Origin of the sequence: Aeromonas sp. 600479, from assembly GCF_049175515.1 — a bacterium.
Classification (GTDB): domain Bacteria; phylum Pseudomonadota; class Gammaproteobacteria; order Enterobacterales; family Aeromonadaceae; genus Aeromonas; species Aeromonas veronii_A.
Genome location: NZ_JAAKVF010000004.1, coordinates 149,605 through 172,772, shown reverse-complemented (window position 1 = coordinate 172,772; position 23,168 = coordinate 149,605). Strand labels below are relative to the sequence as shown.

The window sequence follows — 23,168 nt, the reverse complement described above, 5'->3', positions numbered from 1 at the left end:
ACACCTAAAAATTAGCGCCAAAGGACTCGGCTAGCATTTTCATATCCGTGGAATTTACAATGTTGGATGTGAGTAATCTCATTGCATCCTCAGCTTGAGTCCTGACCTTCTCTATGTCCGGCACAGCATAAACTAGAGTTGATTCGATAGATGAATGTCCCATTAATCTTTGGACAGTGTGCTCATTCAGCCCATGTTTAATATTTCCATTTTCTAACTGGATAGGAAGATAATTGAGACTGTACATGCCAAAAAAATGCCGTGTTGAATGAAGACCGAAATTTTTTGGCATTGGAGTCCCTCGTACTTTGTAAACTCTCTCAAGAGCAGCTCTGAAGGGATATAACCTAGTATTATGGTCTGAAAGAACCAAAGGGCGCCCTTCGTAGGGTTTTTTAAGTACAACGAATAATAGCTGATGCCCACAGTGCAGGGGGGCTCGTTCCTCACGAAGATAACGTGGAAGAGTCTCAAAAAATATCGTACGAAAAGGTTCAATAAAAAACGTTTCTTCGGTATCACGTCCCTTGTATGCTGCTGATGAAAGTGCCTCTCCAGAAATCCTCTCAAATGTATTACCATATTCTAAGGGGCGTGTTATTGGATTGACACAACTAATCTTTTTCTCTTCTACGTTGATGTCTCTTAGCAAGAGAGCAAAGGCTTCAATACTTCTAAGACCAGTACCAAGCATCAGTGACCACAAACAGCGATCACGAAGGGTTTTAGCTGCATTGAGCAAGGGGAGGGTATCCTCAGGAGGAAGCCACTTTTCTCTACCACTTCCTTTTGCTGCGTAATGAAATACTTTCTTGTACTTCAGAAGGCTGCCTTCAGCTAAACGAGGGCCATTGCATATTACCCCAGCAAACATGGATTTTTTAAATAGCTGTTTTCTTTCATACGGAGTGACTGCTTTGCTAAGCAATGCGTCTTTAAACATTGCTTCTGGAGCCAAATTAATATTGATCAGCCCCATATCTTCCGCTGCCTGCATTTCTATGTGTTGTGTTGCTGATGCGCGGAGAAAGCCACGAACTGAAGAGATAATCCTTTCGTTTGTGTTGTTTTGAGTAGGACGCCTCTTTGTTGTAGCGGCAGCAAAGTAGGCCAGTGAGTCTTTGTTGTTTTCTGTGCCGCGAGCCAGGTAAAGCGGAAACTGCTTGATGATTTGAGTGAGTAGTGATGTTCCGGTGAGCGTGCTCTCCAGACTGGAGATTGTGCTTAGGTCACTTAAAGCCTCTAGGTACACAAAAAAGGTTTTTAAGTCTGAGGCAACGTTGACAGTTGTGCTCTTGGGGGCACTTCTAGCTAGATCGTTGACATAACAATTCAACGCTTCAATGGGCTTTCCATCGCTGTAGAAGGCGAACGATTTTTGACCAGTTGAGAGATGAAATGCAATCCTGTCCAAGCTTGTCTCCATATGCACTGAATCCCTGTACAGAATTCACCCTATACTAGTGCATACGAGTGCGCAACTACTTGTTGAGAATAAAAAAAAAGCCGCGACATTGAAATGTAGCGGCTTTCTTCTAACTTACTGAAAAGCATGGAAAATGGAGAGGATATCGGGGCTCGAACCCGAAACCTACGGCTTAGAAGGCCGTTGCTCTATCCGATTGAGCTATACCCTCAGAATCTCTTTTGCAGTGACTCTACGTATGCACTACAAATCTGTACCTTATAAGAACCTGCGACCCACGGCTTAGAAGGCCGTTGCTCTATCCGACTGAGCTAAGGGCGCTCTGTATCAACGCGTCTTGACGACAAGTCGATGAACATGGTCGGTGATAAAGGATTCGAACCTTTGACCCTCTGGTCCCAAACCAGATGCGCTACCGGACTGCGCTAATCACCGAAAATTCCTGACCAGCATATCGACATGAGTCGTACTGGGCAACGGGCGGGCATCATAGCCAAGCGTAAGGGCCAGCGTCAACGACTTTTTCCCCCAGTAAATTCAAGTGCCTACTTATTGCCCGCTACAGGTATGGCGTGCGTCTGCCGCTAACATCCCGGCTAAAAAAATGCGACAATGCGCGGCAGTTGAACACATGGTGAGTGGAGAACGATGTCTGCCAAAATCATAGATGGAAAACAGGTTGCGCAAACGATTCGCAGCCAGGTCGCGGCGCAAGTCCAACAGCGGTTGGCGGCAGGGAAACGGGCTCCAGGGCTGGCAGTCATTCTGGTGGGGGCGGATCCCGCCTCTCAGGTTTATGTCGGCAGCAAACGTCGGGCGTGCGAGGAGGTGGGTTTTCTCTCCCGCTCCTATGATCTGAGTGCAACTGCCAGTCAGGAAGAGCTGCTGGCGCTGATCGACCAGTTGAATGCGGATAGCCACGTAGATGGCATTCTGGTTCAGCTGCCGTTGCCGGATCACTTTGATACCACTCAGGTGTTGGAGCGGATCCAGCCTGACAAGGATGTAGATGGATTCCACCCGTATAACGTCGGCCGTCTGGCCCAACGTATTCCGGCGCTGCGTCCCTGCACCCCGAAAGGGATCATGACGCTGATTGAGACTACGGGTGTTAAAACCCATGGTTTGCACGCCGTTGTGGTCGGTGCTTCCAATATCGTCGGGCGTCCCATGACCCTCGAATTGCTGTTGGCCGGCTGCACGACCACGACCTGTCACCGTTTTACCCGGGATCTGGAGGATCAGGTTCGCCGTGCAGATTTGCTGGTAGTGGCGGTCGGCAAACCCAATTTTATTCCCGGAGAGTGGATCAAGCCGGGGGCGCTGGTTATCGATGTGGGTATAAACCGTCTGGCGGATGGTTCGCTGGCCGGGGACGTGGAGTTTGAAACGGCGCGCAGTCATGCTTCATTCATCACCCCGGTTCCCGGTGGTGTTGGCCCCATGACGGTGGCCAGTCTGATGGAAAATACTCTGATAGCCTGTAATGAGTACCATGACTAAAGCGTGACAATGGTGCGTGCGTGGCTAATGCCAGGCGAGTCACATAAATGAAAATAAAAAACCGGTTGCTCAGAGAGGAACCGGTTTTTTATTTATCCAACGGGTTTTCGTTTATATATTTTGTGCTTCGTTCGGCACAATGACGGAGGCGTGATTTCCTTTCGGCCCCTGTTGCAGTTCAAAGTGGACAGCCTGACCCGCTTTCAGGGTCTTGTAGCCCTCCATTTGAATGGTGGAGTAGTGAGCAAAGATATCTTCACCACCCCCTTCCGGACAGATAAACCCAAATCCTTTTGCGTTGTTAAACCACTTAACTGTGCCGGTTGCCATACTTCTACATCCTTTTATTGATTACCCAGAAGTCGTTGAGTAACCTGCGCCAGCCCATTATAACTAGGGACATGAGCCCATAGCAGACGGGCACAGATTAGCAAGTAACCAATCTAGTCTAACTTTTGAGCGAGTCAAGGAGTTGTTAACAACTGATGTGATCTGGTTAACAAGTCTATTGACAAGCTTGTGTGAGACGGTAGTAATCTAGAGGTACCAAAGCGCGATTATGAGCAAGCAGAAAGAACTCTTTGCTAATGAAGAGATTGCAGAAGCAGAGAAAACAAAGCTGCAGCCGCCACCCATGTATAAAGTTGTGCTGAACAACGATGACTATACCCCGATGGAGTTTGTGGTGGAGGTGCTGCAAAAGTTCTTTGGTATGGATTTGGACAAGGCGACTCAGGTCATGCTGAGTGTGCATTATAGTGGTAAGGGTGTCTGCGGCATGTTTACCGCAGAGATCGCCGAAACCAAGGTTGTCCAGGTCAACACCTATGCACGTAACAACGAACATCCACTGCTATGCACTATGGAAAAGGCTTGAATCTGATGACTTGATGGCGAGTGTGACACCACATTGTAGCTGTACTAGGGGAGGTGCCTATGTTGAATAAAGATCTGGAAAAGACGCTGAACGAGGCTTTCAAACTGGCTCGTGACGAGCGCCACGAATTCATGACTGTCGAGCACCTGTTGTTAGCCCTTCTGGATAACAGCTCAGCCCATGAGGCGCTGAGCTCCTGTGGTGCCGATGTCGAGCAGATGCGCAAGGAGATCCGCGCATTCATCACTCAAACAACCCCGCTTATTCCGCGCGATGACGAAGATCGGGAAACCCAGCCGACCCTGGGCTTCCAGCGCGTACTGCAACGTGCCGTCTTCCATGTGCAATCCTCCGGCAATACCGAAGTCAGTGGTGCCAACGTACTGGTCGCCATCTTCAGCGAGCAGGAGTCTCAGGCCGCTTACTTCCTGAAAAAAGCCGAGATCAGTCGCCTCGATGTGGTGAACTTCCTCTCCCACGGGGTGCGCAAGGACAGCAAACCGGATGTCAGCAATAACAATCCGGAATCTGACGATGATGTTTCAGCGGCACAGATCGAGAGCTTTGCCACCAACCTGAACCAGCTGGTGCTGGAAGGGCGTATCGATCCGCTGATCGGTCGTGACCAGGAGCTCAATCGTACCATCCAGGTACTATGCCGCCGCCGCAAGAACAATCCGCTGCTGGTGGGTGAGGCGGGTGTTGGCAAGACTGCCATTGCGGAAGGTCTTGCTTACCGTATCGTCAAAGGCGATGTGCCTGAGGTGATTGCCGGTAGCACCATCTACTCGCTGGATATGGGCTCTCTGCTGGCAGGAACCAAATACCGCGGCGATTTCGAGAAGCGCCTCAAGGTATTGCTCAAGCAGATTGAGCGTCAGGAAGGGGCGATCCTCTTTATCGACGAGATCCACACTATCATCGGTGCAGGTGCTGCGTCAGGTGGCCAGCTGGATGCCGCAAATCTTATCAAACCGCTGCTCTCCAATGGTTTGCTCCGTTGTGTCGGCTCCACTACCTATCAGGAATATGCCCAGATCTTCGAAAAAGACCGCGCTTTGGCTCGTCGTTTCCAGAAGATCGATATCACCGAGCCGACCGTGGATGACACTACCCGTATCTTGATGGGCCTCAAGAGCCGCTATGAGGCTCACCATGGAGTGCGTTATACCGCCAAGGCGATTCGCGCTGCGGCAGAGCTGTCCGCCAAGTACATCAACGATCGTCACTTGCCGGACAAGGCAATCGACGTGATCGATGAGGCGGGGGCTGGCCAGCGGTTGTTGCCGGCGAGCAAGCGCAAGAAAGTGATCAACGTTCAGGAGATTGAAGCCATCGTCGCCAAGATCGCCCGCATTCCGGAAAAATCGGTCTCCTCCTCCGATAAAGAGGTGCTTAAGAATCTGGAGCGCAACCTCAAGATGGTGGTCTTTGGTCAGGACAAGGCCATTGAGGTGCTGACGGATGCTATTCGCCTCTCGCGCTCAGGTTTAGGTAACGAGCGTCGCCCGGTAGGTTGTTTCCTCTTCGCCGGCCCGACCGGGGTGGGCAAGACCGAGGTTACTCAACAGCTCGGCAAGGCGTTGGGAGTCGAGGTGTTGCGCTTTGATATGTCCGAGTACATGGAACGCCACACCGTTTCTCGCCTGATCGGGGCACCTCCCGGTTATGTTGGCTTTGAACAGGGCGGTTTGCTGACTGATTCGGTGATCAAGCATCCTCATTCGGTGGTGTTGCTCGACGAGATTGAGAAGGCACATCCGGATGTGTTCAACCTGCTGTTGCAGGTGATGGACAACGGTACCTTGACCGATAACAACGGGCGTAAGGCGGATTTCCGTAACGTCATCTTGGTGATGACCACCAACGCCGGTGTGCAGGAGACCCAGCGTAAATCGATTGGCTTCCAGCAACAGGATTTGAGCCACGATGCCATGGCGGTGATCAACAAGACCTTCAGCCCGGAGTTTCGTAACAGGCTTGATCACACCATCTGGTTCAACCATCTCGATATGACGGTTATCCATCAGGTTGTCGACAAGTTCATTGTCGAGTTGCAGGTTCAACTGGATGCTAAAGGGGTCTCTCTCGAGGTGTCCGAGCGTGCTCGCCACTGGTTGGCAGAGAAGGGATATGACAGAGCCATGGGCGCCAGACCGATGGGTCGGGTGATCCAGGAGCACCTCAAGAAACCCCTGGCCAACGAGATCCTGTTCGGTTCACTGGTTGACGGGGGAATTGTGAAGGTTGAGTTGGTAAATGACAGCCTCAGCTTTGATTTTCAGGTCAATGTTGAAGCTGTTTCCCACTAAGCGTCAGCGATCAGAAAACGACAAAAAACCCCAACCGAAAGGTTGGGGTTTTTTGCTGAATTCCTGGCTTAGCGAGAGCGGAAAACAATACGTCCCTTGGAGAGATCGTAGGGCGTCAGTGCTACCGTTACTTTGTCTCCAGTCAGGATACGAATGTAGTTTTTGCGCATCTTGCCTGAAATATGAGCGATAACCACGTGACCATTCTCCAGTTCCACACGGAACATGGTATTGGGCAGGGTTTCGAGAATAGTGCCCTGCATCTCAATACTGTCTTCTTTAGCCATTGAATCCTCTTGATAAGCCACAACAAAAAACCGCTGGATCATGCCGGATTTAAGGCTATGTGTAAAGTTTACTCGGGCTTGCTATCGATATTTTTCCATTCTCCATGGATGAGAACCTCGTGAGGGAGGTAATTGCGCTTGTAATTCATCTTGCGACACGCCTCTACCAGATAGCCGAGATAGAGCCAGCTTCGTCCGGTACGCCTGGCCAGATCAAGTTGGCTCAATATGGCAAAGGTCCCCAGAGAGCGGTCGGCATAATCGGGGTCAAAAAAGGTATACATGGCGCTGAGTGAGTGGGGTAGCAGGTCTGTGGTGGCCACCCCGATAAGTCGACCCTCTTTGCGCATCTCCAGATAGAGCGGCGGCATCCAGTCACAATGGAGAAACCCCCGATACTGGCTGCGGTTGGGGGGATACATGCTGCCATCCTGATGACGCTCGCGAATATAGCGTTCATACAACGCATAATATTCGGGCTTGTCATCGTAGCTCAGGACGATGTCGATATCCCTATTGAGCTGGCTGATGCGTTTTTGTCCCCGGCTAGGTTTGAAGTGTTCGCTGTGAATGCGCAGGGATTGACAGGCATGACAGGCGGGGCAGTGGGGACGATAAATGTCGTTGCCACTGCGGCGAAATCCGGCGGTCAGCAGGCGTTCGTAACCGTGGGCATTGAGCAGGTTGTGATCCATCAGAACCAGTAACTGCTCCTGCTCATGATCCAGATAACTGCAGGGATGCTTGGGGGTTAGCCCAACCTTGAGGATCACTTCTTCGGTCATAAGCGGATCTCTCCCTCTTGCCAGCATGAATCCAATAGCGATTGGCGGCTCAGTTGCGCCAGTTCGGCCAGAAAGCGCGCTCTTGGCCACTCCTCAATGCCCAGCGTGGCCAGAAACGGATTCTGCATCTGGCAATCGACAAGAGCACCTCCGTGCCGGGCAAAGTGGCGACAGAGCGCAACCATGGCCAGTTTGGCGCCGTTATCGATGCGGCTGAACATGGATTCACCGCAAAACAGTCGGCCGATAGAGAGGCCATATAGTCCCGCTTGCAGCTCTCCCTCCTGCCAGATCTCGATAGAGTGAGCATGACCCAGCCGGTGCAACTGCTGGTAGGCCTCGATCATGGGTTGGCTGATCCAGGTGCCATCGGCAGTGCGACGAGGGGCGGCGCAGGCGGTAATGACTTCATTAAAGGCGCGATTGACGGAAATATCGAATGGGATACGGCGGATAATCTTCTGCAAGGTGCGCCCCACATGCAGCTGATCGGGGCGGATTACACCGCGCGGGTCAGGTGACCACCACAGGGTCGGCTGGTGGGGTTCGTTCCACGGGAAGATCCCCTTGTGGTAAGCTGCCAGCAATCTGGCAGGGGAGAGATCCCCGCCGATCGCCAGCAGCCCGTTGGGCTCTTCCAGGGCATGCGAGGGGTCGGGAAACCAGCAGCGCTCATCATCCAGTTGAGTGAGATAGCGAGACATATAAGGCAACGAGGTTCGTAGATGAAGGCCATTATCCTGATAGTATCCAGCTTGCTCTGCTTTGTCACTGTGCCCGCCGGGGCCGAGGTTTACCAGCGCAACACTGCTCGCCCGGTCAATCAGGTGGTGTTTGGCCAGGTCGAAACGGTGCGCAATATTACCCAGCGCCAGATCCTGGAGTCGGAGCATTCCGGCTGGAAAACCCTGGGCGGGGCAGTATTGGGCGGTTTGCTTGGCAACCAGTTTGGTGGCGGCCATGGCCGTGAAATAGCCACCGCCGTCGGGGCGCTTGCCGGGGCCGCTGCGGCGCAGCAGTATCAGTCAGGCGACACGGTAGTGGAGAACAAGCTGGTGGAGCTGCTTATTCGCAACGAGCAAAATGCCCTTATCAACGTGATCCAGGATTATGATCCCGCCATGGTCTTTGCCAATGGGGACAAGGTGCGCATTCTCTATTTCGATGATGGGGTGCGGGTCGACAAGACTTACTGACTTTCGATAGTCATGATGATGGGGGATTGTGGCAGGAAAGAAACCCGCAGACTCTCTTGCTGGAAAGTCTGTCGGGCGGTAATACACGGGACTGATGCCCTGAGGATTCAGATAGCTGTCTCTTGAGAGACTATCTTGTCGCGACCGGTGTTCTTTGCCTGATAGAGCAGCCGATCCGCTACGCTCAGCGCCTCGTCCATGGATATCCGCCCGACGCTGATCACGCCGTAACTGGCGCGAACGAAGAGCGGGGTTTCCGGTGACAAGGGTTGCTGGCGCAGCTGCTGACGCAGCCCTTCAAGACGCTTGATCAACACGGGGACGGTACAGTGGGGTACCATCATGGCAAATTCCTCTCCGCCAAACCGTGCGATCATGGCATCGGGGAAGAACTGGGTCAGCTGGCGGGTCAGATGGCAGAGCAGCTGATCGCCGATGGCATGGCCCCAGTGATCGTTGACCTGCTTGAAGTGATCCACATCGAGCACACAGAGTGCGAGAGGCGTCTGCTGATGCTGATGTTCTTCAAACCATTTTTGCCCTTCATTGAACCAGTAGCGACGGTTGTAAAGACCGGTCAGATAGTCACGATTGGCTGACTCCTGAATGCTGTTGAACTGCTCGAGCGCCTCCAGATTGTGGCTGACCCGACACTGCAGCTCTTCCGGCTCGAAAGGCTGGTTGAGAAAGTCGTTGGCGCCCTGCTTGAGGTAGCGAGCAGAGAGACCGCGTTTGTCCGAGACCGAGATCCCGATAATCGCCAGCTGCTGCTTGCTGTAACGCTCTCTCAGCATGCGCACCAGACTGATGCCATCAATATCCGGCATGTAGTAGTCGACCAGTGCCAGCCGGATGCCCGGGTGTTGCTCCAGTATCGCCATCGCTTCACTGGCATGACTTGCCTCATGCACCTGCAACAGCTGTTTGCGCAACTGAGCCATGGTGCGGTGACGGGAGGTGCGTGAATCATCGACCACCAGCACTTCGATGGACTGGTTGAGATAGAGACGGTGCACCAGACTAACAGCATATTGCAGCGAGTGGCGTGAATCCTTCATCACATAGTCCAGCACGCCGGTTTCCAGCCAGGCGGCACGTTTATCCTCACTGATGTCGGCAGTGAGGATCACAACCGGCAATCCGCGAGCCAGCAGCTCGTTGACCGCTTCTCCACGGGGCGCATCCGGCAAGGTCAAGTCCACCAGCGCGACCACATACTCCTCGCCCTGACAGTGACGGGCGCCTTCAAGGGTATCGAAGGCGTCAATCTCGAGGCCAGTTTGCTGGGCAATGGCCTGAGTCAGCATACGCCGAATGGTCAGGCTATCTTCGACAATCAATATCTTCTGTTTCATTAGACTCCTTAAATGAAAAAAGGCATACCGACTGGTATGCCTTATATCACAACTGCGCTTGTTTATTGCGCGTCGAGGTAGCGTTCGGCATCGAGGGCTGCCATGCAGCCGGTACCGGCCGAGGTGATCGCCTGACGGTAGTTGTGGTCGGCCACGTCGCCGGCAGCGAAGACACCTTCAATACTGGTCTGGGTGGCAAAACCGTCGAGACCGCCACGTACCTTCAGATAGCCGTTTTGCATCTCCAGCTGGCCATCGAAGATCTGGGTATTGGGCTGATGGCCGATGGCAATGAAGACGCCCATCAGCGGTAGCTCGCTGGTGCTGTTGTCCTGGGTGTTGCGCAGGCGCACACCAGTGACCCCCATCTGATCGCCCAGCACTTCGTCCAGAGTCTGGTGGGTGTGCAGCACGATGTTGCCGCTTTCGACCTTGTCGTGCAGACGCTTGATCAGGATCTTCTCTGCACGAAACTCGTCGCGGCGGTGGATGAGGTGCACCTTTTTGGCGATGTTGGCCAGATACAAGGCTTCTTCCACGGCGGTGTTGCCGCCGCCGATCACGGCCACTTCCTGATTGCGGTAGAAGAAACCGTCACAGGTGGCACAGGCGGAGACGCCGCGACCCTTGAAGGCCTCTTCGGAGGGCAGGCCCAGATACTTGGCGGAGGCGCCGGTCGCGATGATCAGGGCATCGCAGGTGTATTCGCCGTTGTCGCCCTTGAGGCGGAACGGGCGCTGTGTCAGTTCGACACTGTTGATATGATCAAACAGGATGCGGGTATCGAACTTCTCTGCATGGGCTTTCATGCGTTCCATCAGCGCTGGGCCGGTCAGACCTTCCGGATCACCCGGCCAGTTCTCCACTTCGGTAGTGGTGGTCAGCTGACCCCCTTGCTGCATGCCGGTGATGAGCAGGGGATTGAGGTTGGCGCGGGCGGCGTAGACGGCCGCGGTGTAACCGGCCGGGCCTGACCCTAAGATCAGCAATTTGCTGTGAGTGACTTGGCTCATGATGTCATTTCCGGGATGTGATGAGTTTGCGCGATTGTAGGTAATTCGTGATCCGGGGTCAAAGGCTGGTGAGTCGATTGCACTAATCGTGTTCACAAGGGGTGACATGCAAAATAAAGGGATAAAAAAACCGCCCATCGCGGGCGGATTTTCACTCATCTTCAGTTGGCGCAGGCCAGCGCAGATCAGTTCAGCAGGGTCAGGGGATCCGTGTAGGCAAGGTCATGTGCCACGGCCACTTCTTTGCAGGTGAGCTTGCCCTCCATCACGTTGAGCCCGTGCAACAGGTGGGGATCGCTCAGCAGTGCCTGGCGATATCCTTGCTGGGCCAGCTTGATGATAAAGGGGAGGGTGGCATTGTTGAGCGCCACGGTCGAGGTGCGGGCAACGGCCCCCGGCATGTTGGCAACGCAGTAGTGCACTACCTCATCGACGATAAATGTCGGATCTTCATGGGTGGTGGCGTGGGAGGTTTCCACACAGCCACCCTGATCGATGGCCACATCGACGATGGCAGAACCCGGCTTCATGCGCGCAATGTGGTCACGGCTGACAAGTTTTGGCGCAGTGGCACCCGGTACCAGCACGCCACCGATGACCAGATCGGCCGCTAGCAGATGGCGTTCCAGTGTTTCGCTATTGGAGTAGACCACCTTGGCGGCCCCCTGAAACTCGTTATCAAGGCGACGCAGGGTATCGACGTTGTTGTCGAGGATGGTCACATCTGCGCGCATACCGATGGCCATGCGCGCTGCATTAGAGCCTACTACGCCACCGCCGATGATCACCACCTTGGCCGGTTCGACACCGGGTACCCCGCCGAGCAACACCCCACTCCCGCCACGCGATTTTTCAAGCGCCTGGGCACCCGCCTGAATAGACATGCGTCCGGCCACTTCTGACATGGGAGCCAGCAGGGGGAGGCCACCACGGCCGTCGGTGACGGTCTCATAGGCGATGCAGATGGCACCGCTTTTCAGCAGGGCTTCGGTCTGGGGCAAATCTGGCGCCAGATGCAGATAGGTGAACAGGGTTTGACCCGGACGCAACATGGCACATTCGACAGGCTGAGGCTCCTTGACCTTGACGATCATCTCGGCTTTGGCGAAAACCTCTGCTGCAGAGGCCAAAATTTCGGCTCCGGCAGCGGTATAATCTGCATCGCTAAAGCCAATGCCGTTTCCGGCACCGCTTTGGACGAAAACAGTATGGTTTCGTGCTGTCAGTTCACGTACACTGGCCGGAACCATGCCTACGCGATACTCATGGTTTTTTATCTCTTTAGGTACACCGATAATCATGCTATCCCTCGTCTATCGATTGGTGGTTTATGTTGCCAAAATGTTAACCAACATTTGCGCCTAGTATATTCAGGTATTGACAGGATTTGTGACCATAATTATAAAATGAATGGTGATTCTTACCAAAAAATAGCCAAAGGATGGAATTAAATGATGGAAGCTAAGAGTCGGCTAAAGGATTTGGACAGGATTGACCGCAACATTCTCAATGAACTGCAAAAGGATGGCAGGATCTCGAATGTTGAGTTGTCCAAACGAGTTGGCCTGAGTCCCACACCGTGTCTGGAACGGGTTCGTCGCCTCGAGCGACAAGGGTATATCGAAGGATATGCTGCGATTCTGAACCCTCATTATCTGGATGCGTCGCTGCTGGTTTTTGTAGAAATTACCCTCAACCGCGGTGCTCCCGATGTGTTTGAACAGTTCAACAAGGCTGTTCAGGTGCTCGAAGAGATCCAGGAGTGCCATCTGGTCTCGGGTGATTTTGACTATCTGCTCAAGACCCGGGTAAGCGACATGTCAGCTTATCGTCGCTTGCTGGGGGAGACCCTGTTGCGTCTGCCTGGGGTGAATGACACCCGCACCTACGTGGTGATGGAAGAGGTCAAGCAGAGCAGCCGTCTGGTGATCAGTACCCGATAACGCAGATTATGCCGTGGTATCTTTTCCATACGAGACACCATGACTGTCAGAAACGAGCGGCCAGTCCGCTCGTTTCTTCTTGTAAAGAAGAGTGCAAATTTGGCCCCGCCCCAGCAGACACAGGCTGACAATCGATGGGCTTTTCAGGGATACTGGGCCCCCTATTTTCCTGCGTTATATGTTTTCAGAAAGGAGCCGGAGTTTGGCCGATAAAAAGCTGTTTACTCCTTTATCAGGTATACAACGGATCTTCGAAGCCGTCTTGATCGCCATCACCCTGATGGCTGCTTATCTTCTGCTCGCCCTGTTGTCCTATCATCCCGCCGATCCCGGCTGGTCCCAGACCTCCTGGCAAGGGGAGGTCAAGAACCTCGCCGGTAGTGCCGGGGCCTGGCTCGCCGATATCACTATGTTTACCTTTGGTGCCTTCTCCTATCTGGTTCCACCACTGGTGGTTCTGCTGGGCTGGAGCCTCTTCTGGCGCCCGAGCCGCCTGCTTGATGTGGATTACCTCACCCTGGGGGTACGGATCATTGGCTTTATCCTGACCGTGCTCGGCATGTCGGCCATTGCCAGCATGAACTTCAACGATATGCAGAACTTCTCCGCCGGAGGTCTGGTGGGGGATGTGATCGCTTCTGCAGTGGTGCCGCTGTTTGGCGGCGTCGGGGCCAACCTGATGCTGCTCTGCTTCGTGGCAACCGGTATCACCCTGTTTACCGGCTGGTCCTGGCTCACCATCGTGGAGCAGATCGGCGCGGCCTGTACCGGTTCGGTCAGCGCTGTTTACCACTTCCCGACCACCCTAGGCCGCTGGCTCACCGGTGGCTGGCGTCAACCCCGCAACGAGGGGCCGGATCCCTTGCTGGAAGGCGGGGTAGGGGCCATCGCGTTTGATGACGAGGAAGATGAGCCGCACACCAGCTGGACTCGCAAGCCCAAGGCCAAGAACCAGAAGGCTGCCGCCGAAGAGTGGCTGCCCGAACTCGACGACGATACCTTCGAGTTCGATCCCAAGTTTGATGATGAAGATGATGAGCCAGCTCCGGCTGCCAAACCGAAACGTGCGGTGTCGACTGCCAATGGGCGTCGTCAGCCGGTATTGGCTGTGGCCGATGACGATGATGATGACGATCTGGATCTGCCGTGGGCCGAAGGGGACGACGAGGTCGCCGCACCTGTTGCAGTCGCACCGACCAAGCCCAAGCGTCGTCCGCAATCTACGCTGCCGCCGTTGCCGAGTATCGAGCTGCTCGACCGTCCACCGGCCAAGACCCAGATGATGAGCAAGGATGAGCTGGAGCGTATGGGCCGTCTGGTGGAAGCCAAACTTGCCGACTACAACGTGCAGGCCAAGGTGGTCGGTGTCTATCCGGGCCCTGTCATCACCCGTTTCGAGCTTGATCTGGCGCCGGGCATGAAGGCGAGCAAGATCACCAATCTCTCGCGCGATCTGGCCCGCTCTCTGTCGGCCAGCAGCGTGCGGGTGGTCGAGGTGATCCCGGGCAAGACCTATGTCGGCATTGAGCTGCCCAACCGGGTGCGCCAGACCGTTTACTTGCGCGAAACCCTCGACTGCGATGCGTTCCGCGATAGCCGCAACCCGCTCACTATGGGCCTGGGTCAGGACATCGCCGGTGAGCCGGTGGTGGTGAACCTCGCCAAGATGCCGCACCTGCTGGTGGCCGGTACTACGGGGTCCGGTAAGTCGGTAGGGGTCAACACCATGATCATCTCGATGCTCTACAAGTCGACGCCGGACGACCTGCGCTTCATCATGATCGACCCCAAGATGCTGGAACTCTCGGTTTACGAAGGGATCCCCCATCTGCTGACCGAGGTGGTGACCGACATGAAGGACGCCGCCAACGCCCTGCGCTGGTGTGTGGGCGAGATGGAACGCCGTTACAAGCTGATGTCGGCAGTCGGGGTGCGCAACCTCAAGGGCTACAACGACAAGGTATTGGCCGCCATCGAGGAGGGGGAACCCCTGCTGGATCCGTTGTGGCGACCGGGTGACTCCATGGATCAGATGCCACCGGAGCTGGAGAAACTGCCCCACATCGTGGTGGTGGTGGATGAATTTGCCGACATGATGATGATCGTCGGCAAGAAGGTGGAAGAGCTGATCGCCCGTATCGCCCAGAAGGCGCGGGCCGCCGGTATTCACCTCATTCTGGCGACCCAGCGTCCGTCGGTGGATGTCATTACCGGTCTTATCAAGGCCAACATTCCGACCCGGATCTCGTTCCAGGTATCGAGCAAGATCGACTCGCGCACCATCATCGATCAGGGCGGTGCTGAATCTCTGCTCGGCATGGGCGACATGCTCTACATGCCGGCCGGTACCTCCAACCCGACCCGGGTACACGGTGCGTTCGTCGATGACCACGAGGTACACAAGGTGGTGGCGGACTGGAAACTGCGTGGCGAGCCGAACTACATCGAGGAGATCCTCTCCGGCGAATCTGGTGGTGACGGCGGCAGCGGCGAATATGGCGGTAGTGACGATGAAGAGCTCGATCCCCTGTTCGACGAAGCGGTCGCCTTCGTGGTGGAGTCCCGTCGTGGTTCTACCTCCAGCGTGCAGCGCAAGTTCAAGATTGGTTACAACCGGGCGGCTCGTCTTATCGAGCAAATGGAGAATCAGGGCATCGTCAGCGCCCCGGGTGGCAATGGTCAACGCGACGTGTTGGCACCGCCGCCAGTGCGGGACTAAGACTCACCGTTTCATTCTATCCCTGGCCATGTCCTCCGCGGGCGTGGCCTTTTATCGAGAGCGTCTTTATGAAGAGCGTGATGAAAAAACAACTGTTGATGGGTACCGTGCTGCTGATAGCCAGCAGCCAGGTGTGGGCCGATGCGGCCAGCGATCTCAAGCAGAAGCTGGCTAGTGTCAGCCTCTTCTCTGCCAAGTTTTCCCAGACTGTCTACGACAGCAAGGGCAAGGAGTTGCAGCGCGCCAGCGGCGATCTGCTGGTGCAGCGCCCCAACCATTTCAACTGGCATACCACCTCGCCTGACGAGAACCTTATCGTGGCTGATGGCAAGGATGTCTGGGTATATGACCCCTTCGTCGAGCAGGTGACAGCCCTTAAATTGAAGGATGCGGTGCTCAATACCCCCTTCGTGCTGATCACTGGCAATGACGAAAAGCTGTGGAAGCGCTACGACGTGACCCAGCAGGGGGATGTCTACACCGTCACCAGCAGGGATCCGAGCGAGCTTATAGCCTCCTTCCGCGTCACCTTCGATCGCGACAACAATATCAGTCGTTTTGATGTAAAAGAGGCGCAGGGGCAGTGGACCGAATTTACCCTCAATAGCTTCAACCGCAAGCCGGTGCTCAAGGGTAACGAATTTGTCTTCAAGATCCCGAAGGGGGTCGAGCTGGATGATCAGCGCTGATGAGCAATCTCTCGCTGGATTTCTCGTCGGACTTTCGTCCGTTGGCGGCCCGGATGCGGCCGCAAAACCTCGACCAGTATATCGGTCAGCTGCATATCCTGGGGCCTGACAAGCCCCTGCGCAAAGCGATCCTGGCCGGTCACTGTCACTCGATGATCCTGTGGGGACCACCCGGTACCGGCAAGACCACGCTGGCGGAGCTGATGGCTCACTACTGCCAGGCGGAAGTGGAGCGGCTCTCGGCGGTCACCTCCGGCATCAAGGAGATCCGCGCGGCCATCGACAAGGCCAAAGAGAACAGCTGGCGCGGAGTGCGCACTATCCTCTTCGTGGATGAGGTGCACCGCTTCAACAAGAGCCAGCAGGATGTGTTCCTGCCTCACATCGAAGATGGCACCATCACCTTTATCGGTGCCACCACCGAAAACCCCTCGTTCGAACTCAACAACGCACTGCTCTCACGAGCTCGGGTCTATCTGCTCAAGCGACTGGAGGAGGAGGATATCCTCGCCATGCTCGATCAGGCGATGACCGATCCCCGTGGTCTCAATGATTCGGCACTCACCTTCGCCCCCGGCGTCAAAGAGGCGTTGGCCAAGGCAGTGGATGGGGACGGGCGTAAATCCCTAAACTATCTGGAGCTGTTGGCCGACATGGCCGAAACCGACAGCAGTGGGATGCGGGTGATCGACAGTGCCCTGCTCGCTGCCGTGGTGGGGGAGCACGTGGCCCGCTTCGACAAGGGGGGGGATCACTTCTACGACCTCATCTCGGCGGTACACAAGTCCATTCGCGGCTCGGCGCCGGATGCGGCACTCTACTGGTATGCCCGCATGGTGAGTGCCGGTTGCGATCCGCTCTACATTGCACGCCGCTTGCTGGCGATTGCCTCGGAAGATGTGGGCAATGCCGATCCGCGGGCCATGCAGGTGGCGCTATCTGCCTGGGATTGTTTCCACCGCATCGGGCCAGCGGAAGGGGAGCGGGCTATCGCCCAGGCGATCGTCTATCTCGCCTGTGCGCCCAAGAGCAACGCGGTTTACACCGCCTGGAAGGCAGCGCTCAATGATGCCAAAAACCTCCCTGACTTCGAGGTGCCGGTACACCTGCGCAATGCGCCGACCCGGCTGATGAGTGATCTGGGCTATGGCGCCGAGTATCGTTACGCCCACGACGAACCGGGCGCTTACGCCGCAGGCGAGGAGTATTTCCCGCCCGAGCTTGCCGGCAAGCAGTACTATCAGCCTACCGATCGTGGCCTTGAAAAGCAGATCGGCCAGAAGCTCGATTATCTCCACGAGCTGGATCGACAGAGCCCGCAAAAACGGGGCCGATAGCCCCGCTTGTTTGTCAGCAGAATGAAAATTGGTCAGGTACCGGAATAATTGGGGTGTTTGACCCCACAAGTCGGCAAAAACGACCCAAATAGTCCCTGTTCGGGCAGGGGGGCGGTCTGCTACACTGCCCCTCTGACCCCGTTGGTTTCGGCCTGATACCATCTTCTTGATTTCGAAGGCCTGACTCTCAAGGCGACGGGGGCCAACCGATGTTAACTTCCGGATCTGTTTTTTAGCCCGTCATGATGACTCAGGCCCAGATCCCTTATTAAAAAAGTAGGTAACCCATGCTGGATCCCAAATATCTGCGCAGCGACATCGATGAAGCTGCCGCTCGTCTGGCGACACGTGGCTACGTTCTGGACGTAGCGGCTGTCAATGCTCTGGAAGAGAAGCGCAAGGATCTGCAGTCCCGTACCCAGGAGCTGCAGGCCGAGCGCAACGCCCGCTCCAAGTCCATCGGTGAGGCTGCCCGTCGCGGTGAAGATGTTGCCCCGCTCAAGGCTGAAGTGACCAAGATCAACTACGAGCTGGAGACCAGCAAGGTTGAGCTGGATGCCCTGCTGGCCCAGCTGAAAACCATTGCCGATGCCATCCCCAACCTGCCGAGCGAAACTACCCCTGTTGGTCGTGACGAAAACGACAACGTGGAAGTGCGTCGCTGGGGTACCCCGCGTCACTTCGACTTCCCGGTACGCGATCACATCGATCTGGGTGAAGCGGCCAAGGGCGTCGATTTCAAGAACGGCGTCAAGCTCTCCGGTTCCCGTTTCGTGGTGATGAAGGGCCAGATTGCCCGTCTGCACCGCGCCCTGGCCCAGTTCATGCTGGATCTGCACACCCTGCAACACGGTTACACCGAGTGCTACGTACCTTATCTGGTCAACCCGGACAGCCTGTACGGTACCGGCCAGCTGCCGAAGTTTTCCCAGGATCTGTTCAATACCGGTATTGACGGCGAAGGGGAAGAAGAGGGCAAGGTGCGCAAGTTCTCCCTGATCCCGACTTCCGAAGTACCGCTTACCAACATGGCGCGCGACGAGATCTTCGACGAGCAGGAGCTGCCGATCAAGATGACCGCTCACAGCCCCTGCTTCCGTTCCGAAGCGGGCTCTTACGGTCGCGATACCCGTGGCCTCATCCGTATGCACCAGTTCGACAAGGTCGAAATGGTGCAGCTGGTTCACCCGGAGAAATCCTGGGAAGCGCTTGAAGAGATGGTGGGTCACGCCGAGAAGGTGCTGCAACTGCTGGAGCTGCCATATCGCGTGATGGCGCTCTCTACCGGTGACATGGGCTTCTGCGCGGCCAAGACTTACGATCTGGAAGTGTGGCTGCCGGCCCAGAACACTTACCGCGAGATCTCTTCCGTCTCCAACTGCACCGACTTCCAGGCGCGCCGCATGCAGGCTCGCGTGCGTGTCGATGGCAAGCCGCAGCTCATTCACACCCTGAATGGCTCCGGTCTGGCTGTAGGCCGTACTCTGGTCGCCGTGATCGAGAACTACCAGCAGGCAGATGGCCGTATCGCCATCCCGGCTGCGCTGCAATCCTACATGGGCGGCCTGACCCACATCGGGTAAGCGCTCGTTGCAGACGACAACGCCATGGCCATGCCATGGCGTTGTGCATTCTGGCGCCGCTCAACCGTTTTTATCGTGAATAAATCTGCGTTTCCGGCGCCTCTTTGAACATGTAACACAATTTTATCAAGCATTGCGCAATCGTTTTTGTTAGACTGCGCCGCAATTTCGCAGGACATCTTTTTCTATGGTCTGGATTGATTACGCCATCATCGGCATCGTCGGTTTTTCTGCACTCATCAGCCTGGTGCGCGGCTTCGTCAAAGAGGCCATGTCTCTCGTCACCTGGTTCGTTGCCTTCTTTATTGCCAGCCACTTCTATCCTGATCTCGCCGCCTATTTTACCTCTTTCTCCGATGCGCTGGTGCGCAACGGTCTGGCCATCGCGGCCCTGTTCGTGGCAACCCTGATCCTGGGCAGCGTGGTGAACTACGTGGTGGGTCTGCTGGTGGACAAGACGGGGCTCTCCGGTACCGATCGGGTGCTTGGAGTCTGCTTCGGCGCAATTCGCGGGGTACTGATCGTCAGTGCCCTGCTTTTTTTCATGGATACCTTCACCAGCCTCTCCCAGAGCGACTGGTGGGCGGCATCCAAGCTGGTGCCGGAGTTCAAGCCGGTGATCCAGTGGTTTTTCGGGTTCATGCTGAACTCATCCAGTTTTCTTAAACAGGTATAGTGACTTCGAGGTAGCAAAGACATGTGTGGTATTGTCGGTATAGTTGGCACCACCCCCGTCAATCAGGCCCTCTACGACGCCTTGACGGTGTTGCAGCACAGGGGACAGGATGCCGCCGGGATCGTGACCATTGATAGTGGAAACTTCCGGCAACGCAAGGCCAATGGCCTGGTGAAGGACGTGTTTGAAGTGCGCCACATGCAGCGTTTGCAAGGGAACATCGGCATAGGTCATGTCAGATATCCCACCGCAGGTAGCTCAAGTGCCGCTGAAGCCCAACCTTTTTATGTGAACTCGCCCTACGGCATGGTGCTGGCCCATAACGGCAACCTCACCAACGCCAAGGAGCTCAAGGAGCAGCAGTTCAAGGTCGCCCGTCGCCACATCAACACCACTTCCGATTCGGAAGTGTTGCTGAACGTGCTGGCTCACGAGCTGGATCGCTGTGACAAGATGGCCCTGCGCCCCGAAGATATCTTCGCCGCGGTGCGCAGAACCCATCAGCAGATCCGCGGCGCTTATGCGGTGGTCTCGCTGGTGATTGGTCATGGTCTCATCGGCTTTCGTGATCCCAACGGCATTCGCCCGCTGATCCTCGGTCGTCGTCAGGACGAGCAGGGGCAGGTGGAGTACATGCTCGCCTCAGAGAGCGTGGCGCTCGACGCCATCGGTTTCGAGACGGTGAGGGATATTGCGCCGGGTGAAGCCATCTACATCACCGAGCAGGGCCAGCTCTTCTCCGAGCAGTGTGCGGAGAACCCGCAGATGAGCTCCTGCATCTTCGAATACGTCTACTTCGCCCGTCCCGATTCGTGCATCGACAAGGTCTCGGTCTACGCCGCCCGCCTCAACATGGGTCGCAAGCTGGGTCAGAAGATTGCCCGCGAGTGGGAAGATCTCGACGTCGATGTGGTTATCCCCATCCCCGAGACCTCCTGTGACGTGGCGCTGGAGATCGCTCACACCCTGGATCTGCCATACCGTCAGGGCTTCGTGAAGAACCGCTATATCGGCCGTACCTTCATCATGCCGGGCCAGACCCAGCGCAAGAAGTCGGTGCGCCGCAAACTCAACGCCATCAGCTCCGAATTCAAGGGCAAGAAGGTGTTGCTGGTGGATGATTCCATCGTGCGTGGTACCACGTCCGAGCAGATCATCCAGATGGCCCGTGAAGCGGGGGCAGCCAAGGTCTACTTCGCCTCGGCGGCGCCGGAAATTCGTTTCCCCAACGTCTATGGCATCGACATGCCCACCGCCAACGAGCTGATCGCCCACGGTCGCGAAGTGGAAGAGGTGTGCAAGCTGATTGGCGCTGACGGTCTGATTTTCCAGGATCTGGAAGATCTGGAAGCCGCCGTGCGGGAGATCAACCCGGATCTGCGTCACTTCGAGACCTCGGTGTTCAATGGCCACTACGTCACCTCCGATGTGGACCAGTCCTATCTGGATCACCTCAACGCCCTGCGCAACGATGACACCAAAGCGGTGCGTGAATGGCAGGAAGGCACCAGCAATCTGGAAATTTTTAACGAAGGAAGTTAAACGTTTGCGGTTTTGCCGGATGGGATAGCGAGATGGGGGCCAGTGGCCCCCATTGTCGTTTCTACCTCGCACCGGCAGAAGGGGTAGGGGGTATCTGTTTGAAAAATATCCGTTTATCTTGCCGGATATGGGCATGGCCAGCGGGATCCGCTAGCATAGGCGGCAACATATATGATCTATACGCTTTTAAGAGACGAGAGTTCAGATGGATGATCTGCTAGCCCCAGTGCGCCAGTTTTTGCAGTGCGAGACCCCGGATGAGTGGGTAGAGATGGCGCGGGATCCGGCTCGTTTACCGACCCTGCTCATCGATCACGCCAACTGCGAGACCAAGGCTGCACTCACTGCCCACAGTCTGGTGCGCCGCTACTGCCTGCCCAAGGGCAAGCGCCATCTGCTGCCCAAGCTGGAGTTTTATCGCGAGCTGGATGCCATTCCGGAGAAGGCCGAGATCCTGGGCAAACGCAGCATGGGGGAGTCTGATCGCACCGTCTTTGCCGAGCTGGAACGCAATCCACTGCTGTTTCCCATGGTGCGGCTCATTCAGGAGGAGCTGCATCACTTCGAGCAGGTGCTGGAGATCATGCAGGCCCGCGGCATCGAATACGGGCCGGTGACGGCCTCTCGCTATGCCCGCCAGTTGATGCAGCATGTGCGCACCCATGAACCGGCCACCATAGTCGACAAGATGATCATCGGCGCCTACATCGAGGCCCGCTCGTGCGAGCGCTTTGCCAAGCTGGCGCCCCATCTGGACGAAGAGCTGAGTCGTTTCTACGTCTCTTTGCTGCGCTCCGAGGCGCGCCACTATCAGGATTATCTGAGCCTGGCCGAACAGTATGCAGGGGAGGATATCAGCGAGCGGGTGGCCTTCTTTGGCAAGCTCGAAGCCGAGCTAATCTGCTCACCGGATCCGCAGTTCCGGTTCCATAGCGGCCTGCCTGTCACATCTGACAGTTGTTGACGCACAGGGGGCAAACTACTATTGCCCTGTTCCTACTACGAGCGACAAGTAGTTACTTTTGAGCGCAATTCCCGGCCCTGAGCCGGGATCTTTTTTTCTGTCGTACCTCCTTCCTGCTTTTGGCGCTCTATGCTGAATCCCTGGCTATTTTTGCGTCTTCCCCTTGCGATGAAATCCTGTTCGAACAGCCGGTTATTGTGGTGATAAAGTGCTCATTCAGGTGGCTCACCCTTGTAGAAACGGGCGAAACCGTGTACTTTTTTGCCTTCGCAAGATTTGAATAACCAATCAATAGGAGCGTGTATGCGCATTGTTCTGTTGGGGGCTCCGGGCGCCGGCAAAGGTACCCAGGCTCAGTTCATCATGGAAAAACACGGTATTCCCCAGATCTCCACCGGCGACATGCTGCGTGCGGCGATCAAAGCGGGCACCGAGCTCGGTCTGAAAGCCAAAGCTGTGATGGACGCAGGTCAGCTGGTCTCTGACGACATTATCATCGGTCTGGTCAAAGAGCGCATCGCTCAGCCGGACTGCGCCAAAGGCTTCCTGTTGGACGGTTTCCCGCGCACCATTCCCCAGGCGCAAGCCATGAAGGACGCCGGTGTTGTGGTTGATTTCGTGCTGGAGTTCGATGTGCCGGACGAAGAGATCGTCAAGCGCATGAGCGGCCGTCGCGTTCACTCCGGCTCCGGCCGTACCTACCACGTGGTGTTCAACCCGCCGAAAGTGGAAGGCAAGGATGACGTGACCGGTGAAGATCTGGTGATCCGCGCCGACGACGAAGAGACCACAGTACGCAAGCGTCTGGATGTATATCATCAGCAGACCGCGCCGCTGATCGGTTTCTACGGCAAAGAGGCGGAAGCGGGCCACACCCGTTACGTCAAGATCGACGGCACCCAGCCGGTTGATCTGGTCAGCAAGCAGCTTGCCACCATTCTGGGCTGATCTTTGCTGCCGG

The 23,168-nt window shown here is 55.8% G+C and carries 21 protein-coding genes and 3 tRNA genes; 13 read left to right on the top strand and 11 right to left on the bottom strand.

Annotation, left to right across the window (positions count from 1 at the left end):
* Nucleotides 1-4: 4 nt before the first annotated feature.
* The 4 genes from G5149_RS06895 to G5149_RS06880 all read right to left on the bottom strand — a co-directional run bounded on the left by G5149_RS06895 (nt 5) and on the right by G5149_RS06880 (nt 1,861).
* The gene (locus tag G5149_RS06895) at nt 5-1,414 is read right to left on the bottom strand and encodes a tyrosine-type recombinase/integrase (protein ID WP_139440991.1); all 1,410 of its coding nucleotides are present in this window, start codon (nt 1,412-1,414) and stop codon (nt 5-7) included.
* Between the two features lie 146 nt (nt 1,415-1,560).
* Nucleotides 1,561-1,637 (bottom strand) — tRNA-Arg (locus G5149_RS06890).
* 11 nt (nt 1,638-1,648) lie between these two features.
* A tRNA-Arg gene (locus G5149_RS06885) sits at nt 1,649-1,739 on the bottom strand.
* Nucleotides 1,740-1,784: 45 nt separating this feature from the next.
* Nucleotides 1,785-1,861, bottom strand: a tRNA-Pro gene (locus G5149_RS06880).
* 213 nt (nt 1,862-2,074) lie between these two features.
* On the opposite strand from G5149_RS06880, the gene folD reads away from it, so the two are divergent.
* Nucleotides 2,075-2,929, top strand: coding sequence for a bifunctional methylenetetrahydrofolate dehydrogenase/methenyltetrahydrofolate cyclohydrolase FolD (folD, locus tag G5149_RS06875; RefSeq protein ID WP_216978970.1), 855 nt, complete (start codon nt 2,075-2,077; stop codon nt 2,927-2,929).
* 111 nt (nt 2,930-3,040) lie between these two features.
* On the opposite strand, the gene cspD is transcribed toward folD, so the two are convergent.
* The gene (gene cspD, locus G5149_RS06870) at nt 3,041-3,259 is read right to left on the bottom strand and encodes a cold shock-like protein CspD (protein WP_033115164.1); all 219 of its coding nucleotides are present in this window, start codon (nt 3,257-3,259) and stop codon (nt 3,041-3,043) included.
* 229 nt (nt 3,260-3,488) lie between these two features.
* On the opposite strand from cspD, the gene clpS reads away from it, so the two are divergent.
* Complete coding sequence (clpS, locus tag G5149_RS06865) at nt 3,489-3,806, top strand: ATP-dependent Clp protease adapter ClpS (RefSeq protein WP_005337111.1); 318 nt, start codon at nt 3,489-3,491, stop codon at nt 3,804-3,806.
* Nucleotides 3,807-3,865: 59 nt separating this feature from the next.
* Entirely contained in the window at nt 3,866-6,118 is a 2,253-nt protein-coding gene (clpA, locus tag G5149_RS06860) for an ATP-dependent Clp protease ATP-binding subunit ClpA (RefSeq protein WP_337072928.1), read from the top strand.
* 68 nt (nt 6,119-6,186) lie between these two features.
* Here clpA and infA read toward each other — a convergent pair whose 3' ends face one another.
* The 3 genes from infA to aat all read right to left on the bottom strand — a co-directional run bounded on the left by infA (nt 6,187) and on the right by aat (nt 7,894).
* A complete protein-coding gene (gene infA / locus G5149_RS06855) occupies nt 6,187-6,405 on the bottom strand; it encodes a translation initiation factor IF-1 (protein WP_005300033.1) in 219 nt (72 codons plus the stop codon).
* 68 nt (nt 6,406-6,473) lie between these two features.
* Entirely contained in the window at nt 6,474-7,190 is a 717-nt protein-coding gene (locus tag G5149_RS06850; protein ID WP_421212139.1) for an arginyltransferase, read from the bottom strand.
* Nucleotides 7,187-7,894 carry a leucyl/phenylalanyl-tRNA--protein transferase gene (gene aat, locus G5149_RS06845; RefSeq protein ID WP_216978967.1) on the bottom strand — a complete coding sequence of 236 codons (708 nt, stop codon included), beginning with the start codon at nt 7,892-7,894 and terminating at the stop codon, nt 7,187-7,189. The genes G5149_RS06850 and aat overlap by 4 nt, the downstream gene beginning before the upstream one ends.
* 21 nt (nt 7,895-7,915) lie before the next feature.
* Here aat and G5149_RS06840 point away from each other — a divergent pair, with 21 nt between their 5' ends.
* Nucleotides 7,916-8,386: a glycine zipper 2TM domain-containing protein gene (locus tag G5149_RS06840; RefSeq protein WP_216978966.1), complete on the top strand. Its 471-nt coding sequence runs from the start codon at nt 7,916-7,918 to the stop codon at nt 8,384-8,386.
* A gap of 107 nt (nt 8,387-8,493) precedes the next feature.
* Here the strand turns inward: G5149_RS06840 and G5149_RS06835 are convergent, their stop codons facing one another.
* The 3 genes from G5149_RS06835 to ald all read right to left on the bottom strand — a co-directional run bounded on the left by G5149_RS06835 (nt 8,494) and on the right by ald (nt 12,055).
* On the bottom strand, nt 8,494-9,741 hold the full coding sequence (locus G5149_RS06835; protein ID WP_421212138.1) for a diguanylate cyclase: 1,248 nt from the start codon (nt 9,739-9,741) through the stop codon (nt 8,494-8,496).
* A gap of 62 nt (nt 9,742-9,803) precedes the next feature.
* Complete coding sequence (gene trxB / locus G5149_RS06830; RefSeq protein ID WP_005346409.1) at nt 9,804-10,754, bottom strand: thioredoxin-disulfide reductase; 951 nt, start codon at nt 10,752-10,754, stop codon at nt 9,804-9,806.
* A 185-nt stretch (nt 10,755-10,939) separates the two neighbouring features.
* Complete coding sequence (ald, locus tag G5149_RS06825) at nt 10,940-12,055, bottom strand: alanine dehydrogenase (RefSeq protein WP_216978964.1); 1,116 nt, start codon at nt 12,053-12,055, stop codon at nt 10,940-10,942.
* A 150-nt stretch (nt 12,056-12,205) separates the two neighbouring features.
* Between ald and lrp the strand changes: the two genes are divergently transcribed.
* From lrp to adk, 9 genes are all read left to right on the top strand, one after another.
* A complete protein-coding gene (lrp, locus tag G5149_RS06820) occupies nt 12,206-12,697 on the top strand; it encodes a leucine-responsive transcriptional regulator Lrp (RefSeq protein ID WP_005300047.1) in 492 nt (163 codons plus the stop codon).
* A gap of 202 nt (nt 12,698-12,899) precedes the next feature.
* Entirely contained in the window at nt 12,900-15,416 is a 2,517-nt protein-coding gene (locus G5149_RS06815) for a DNA translocase FtsK 4TM domain-containing protein (protein ID WP_421212137.1), read from the top strand.
* A gap of 80 nt (nt 15,417-15,496) precedes the next feature.
* The gene (lolA, locus tag G5149_RS06810) at nt 15,497-16,105 is read left to right on the top strand and encodes an outer membrane lipoprotein chaperone LolA (protein WP_421212136.1); all 609 of its coding nucleotides are present in this window, start codon (nt 15,497-15,499) and stop codon (nt 16,103-16,105) included.
* Nucleotides 16,105-17,442, top strand: coding sequence for a replication-associated recombination protein A (locus tag G5149_RS06805; protein WP_421212135.1), 1,338 nt, complete (start codon nt 16,105-16,107; stop codon nt 17,440-17,442). The genes lolA and G5149_RS06805 overlap by 1 nt, the downstream gene beginning before the upstream one ends.
* Before the next feature lie 287 nt (nt 17,443-17,729).
* Complete coding sequence (gene serS / locus G5149_RS06800; RefSeq protein ID WP_421212134.1) at nt 17,730-19,025, top strand: serine--tRNA ligase; 1,296 nt, start codon at nt 17,730-17,732, stop codon at nt 19,023-19,025.
* A gap of 187 nt (nt 19,026-19,212) precedes the next feature.
* Nucleotides 19,213-19,701 (top strand): CvpA family protein, encoded by a 489-nt coding sequence (locus G5149_RS06795; protein ID WP_033115174.1) that lies wholly within the window; start codon nt 19,213-19,215, stop codon nt 19,699-19,701.
* A gap of 21 nt (nt 19,702-19,722) precedes the next feature.
* Complete coding sequence (gene purF, locus G5149_RS06790) at nt 19,723-21,243, top strand: amidophosphoribosyltransferase (protein WP_005351229.1); 1,521 nt, start codon at nt 19,723-19,725, stop codon at nt 21,241-21,243.
* A gap of 205 nt (nt 21,244-21,448) precedes the next feature.
* Nucleotides 21,449-22,207, top strand: coding sequence for a tRNA isopentenyl-2-thiomethyl-A-37 hydroxylase MiaE (gene miaE, locus G5149_RS06785; protein WP_005346385.1), 759 nt, complete (start codon nt 21,449-21,451; stop codon nt 22,205-22,207).
* A 303-nt stretch (nt 22,208-22,510) separates the two neighbouring features.
* The gene (adk, locus tag G5149_RS06780) at nt 22,511-23,155 is read left to right on the top strand and encodes an adenylate kinase (RefSeq protein WP_005337083.1); all 645 of its coding nucleotides are present in this window, start codon (nt 22,511-22,513) and stop codon (nt 23,153-23,155) included.
* The last annotated feature ends 13 nt before the right edge of the window (nt 23,156-23,168 follow it).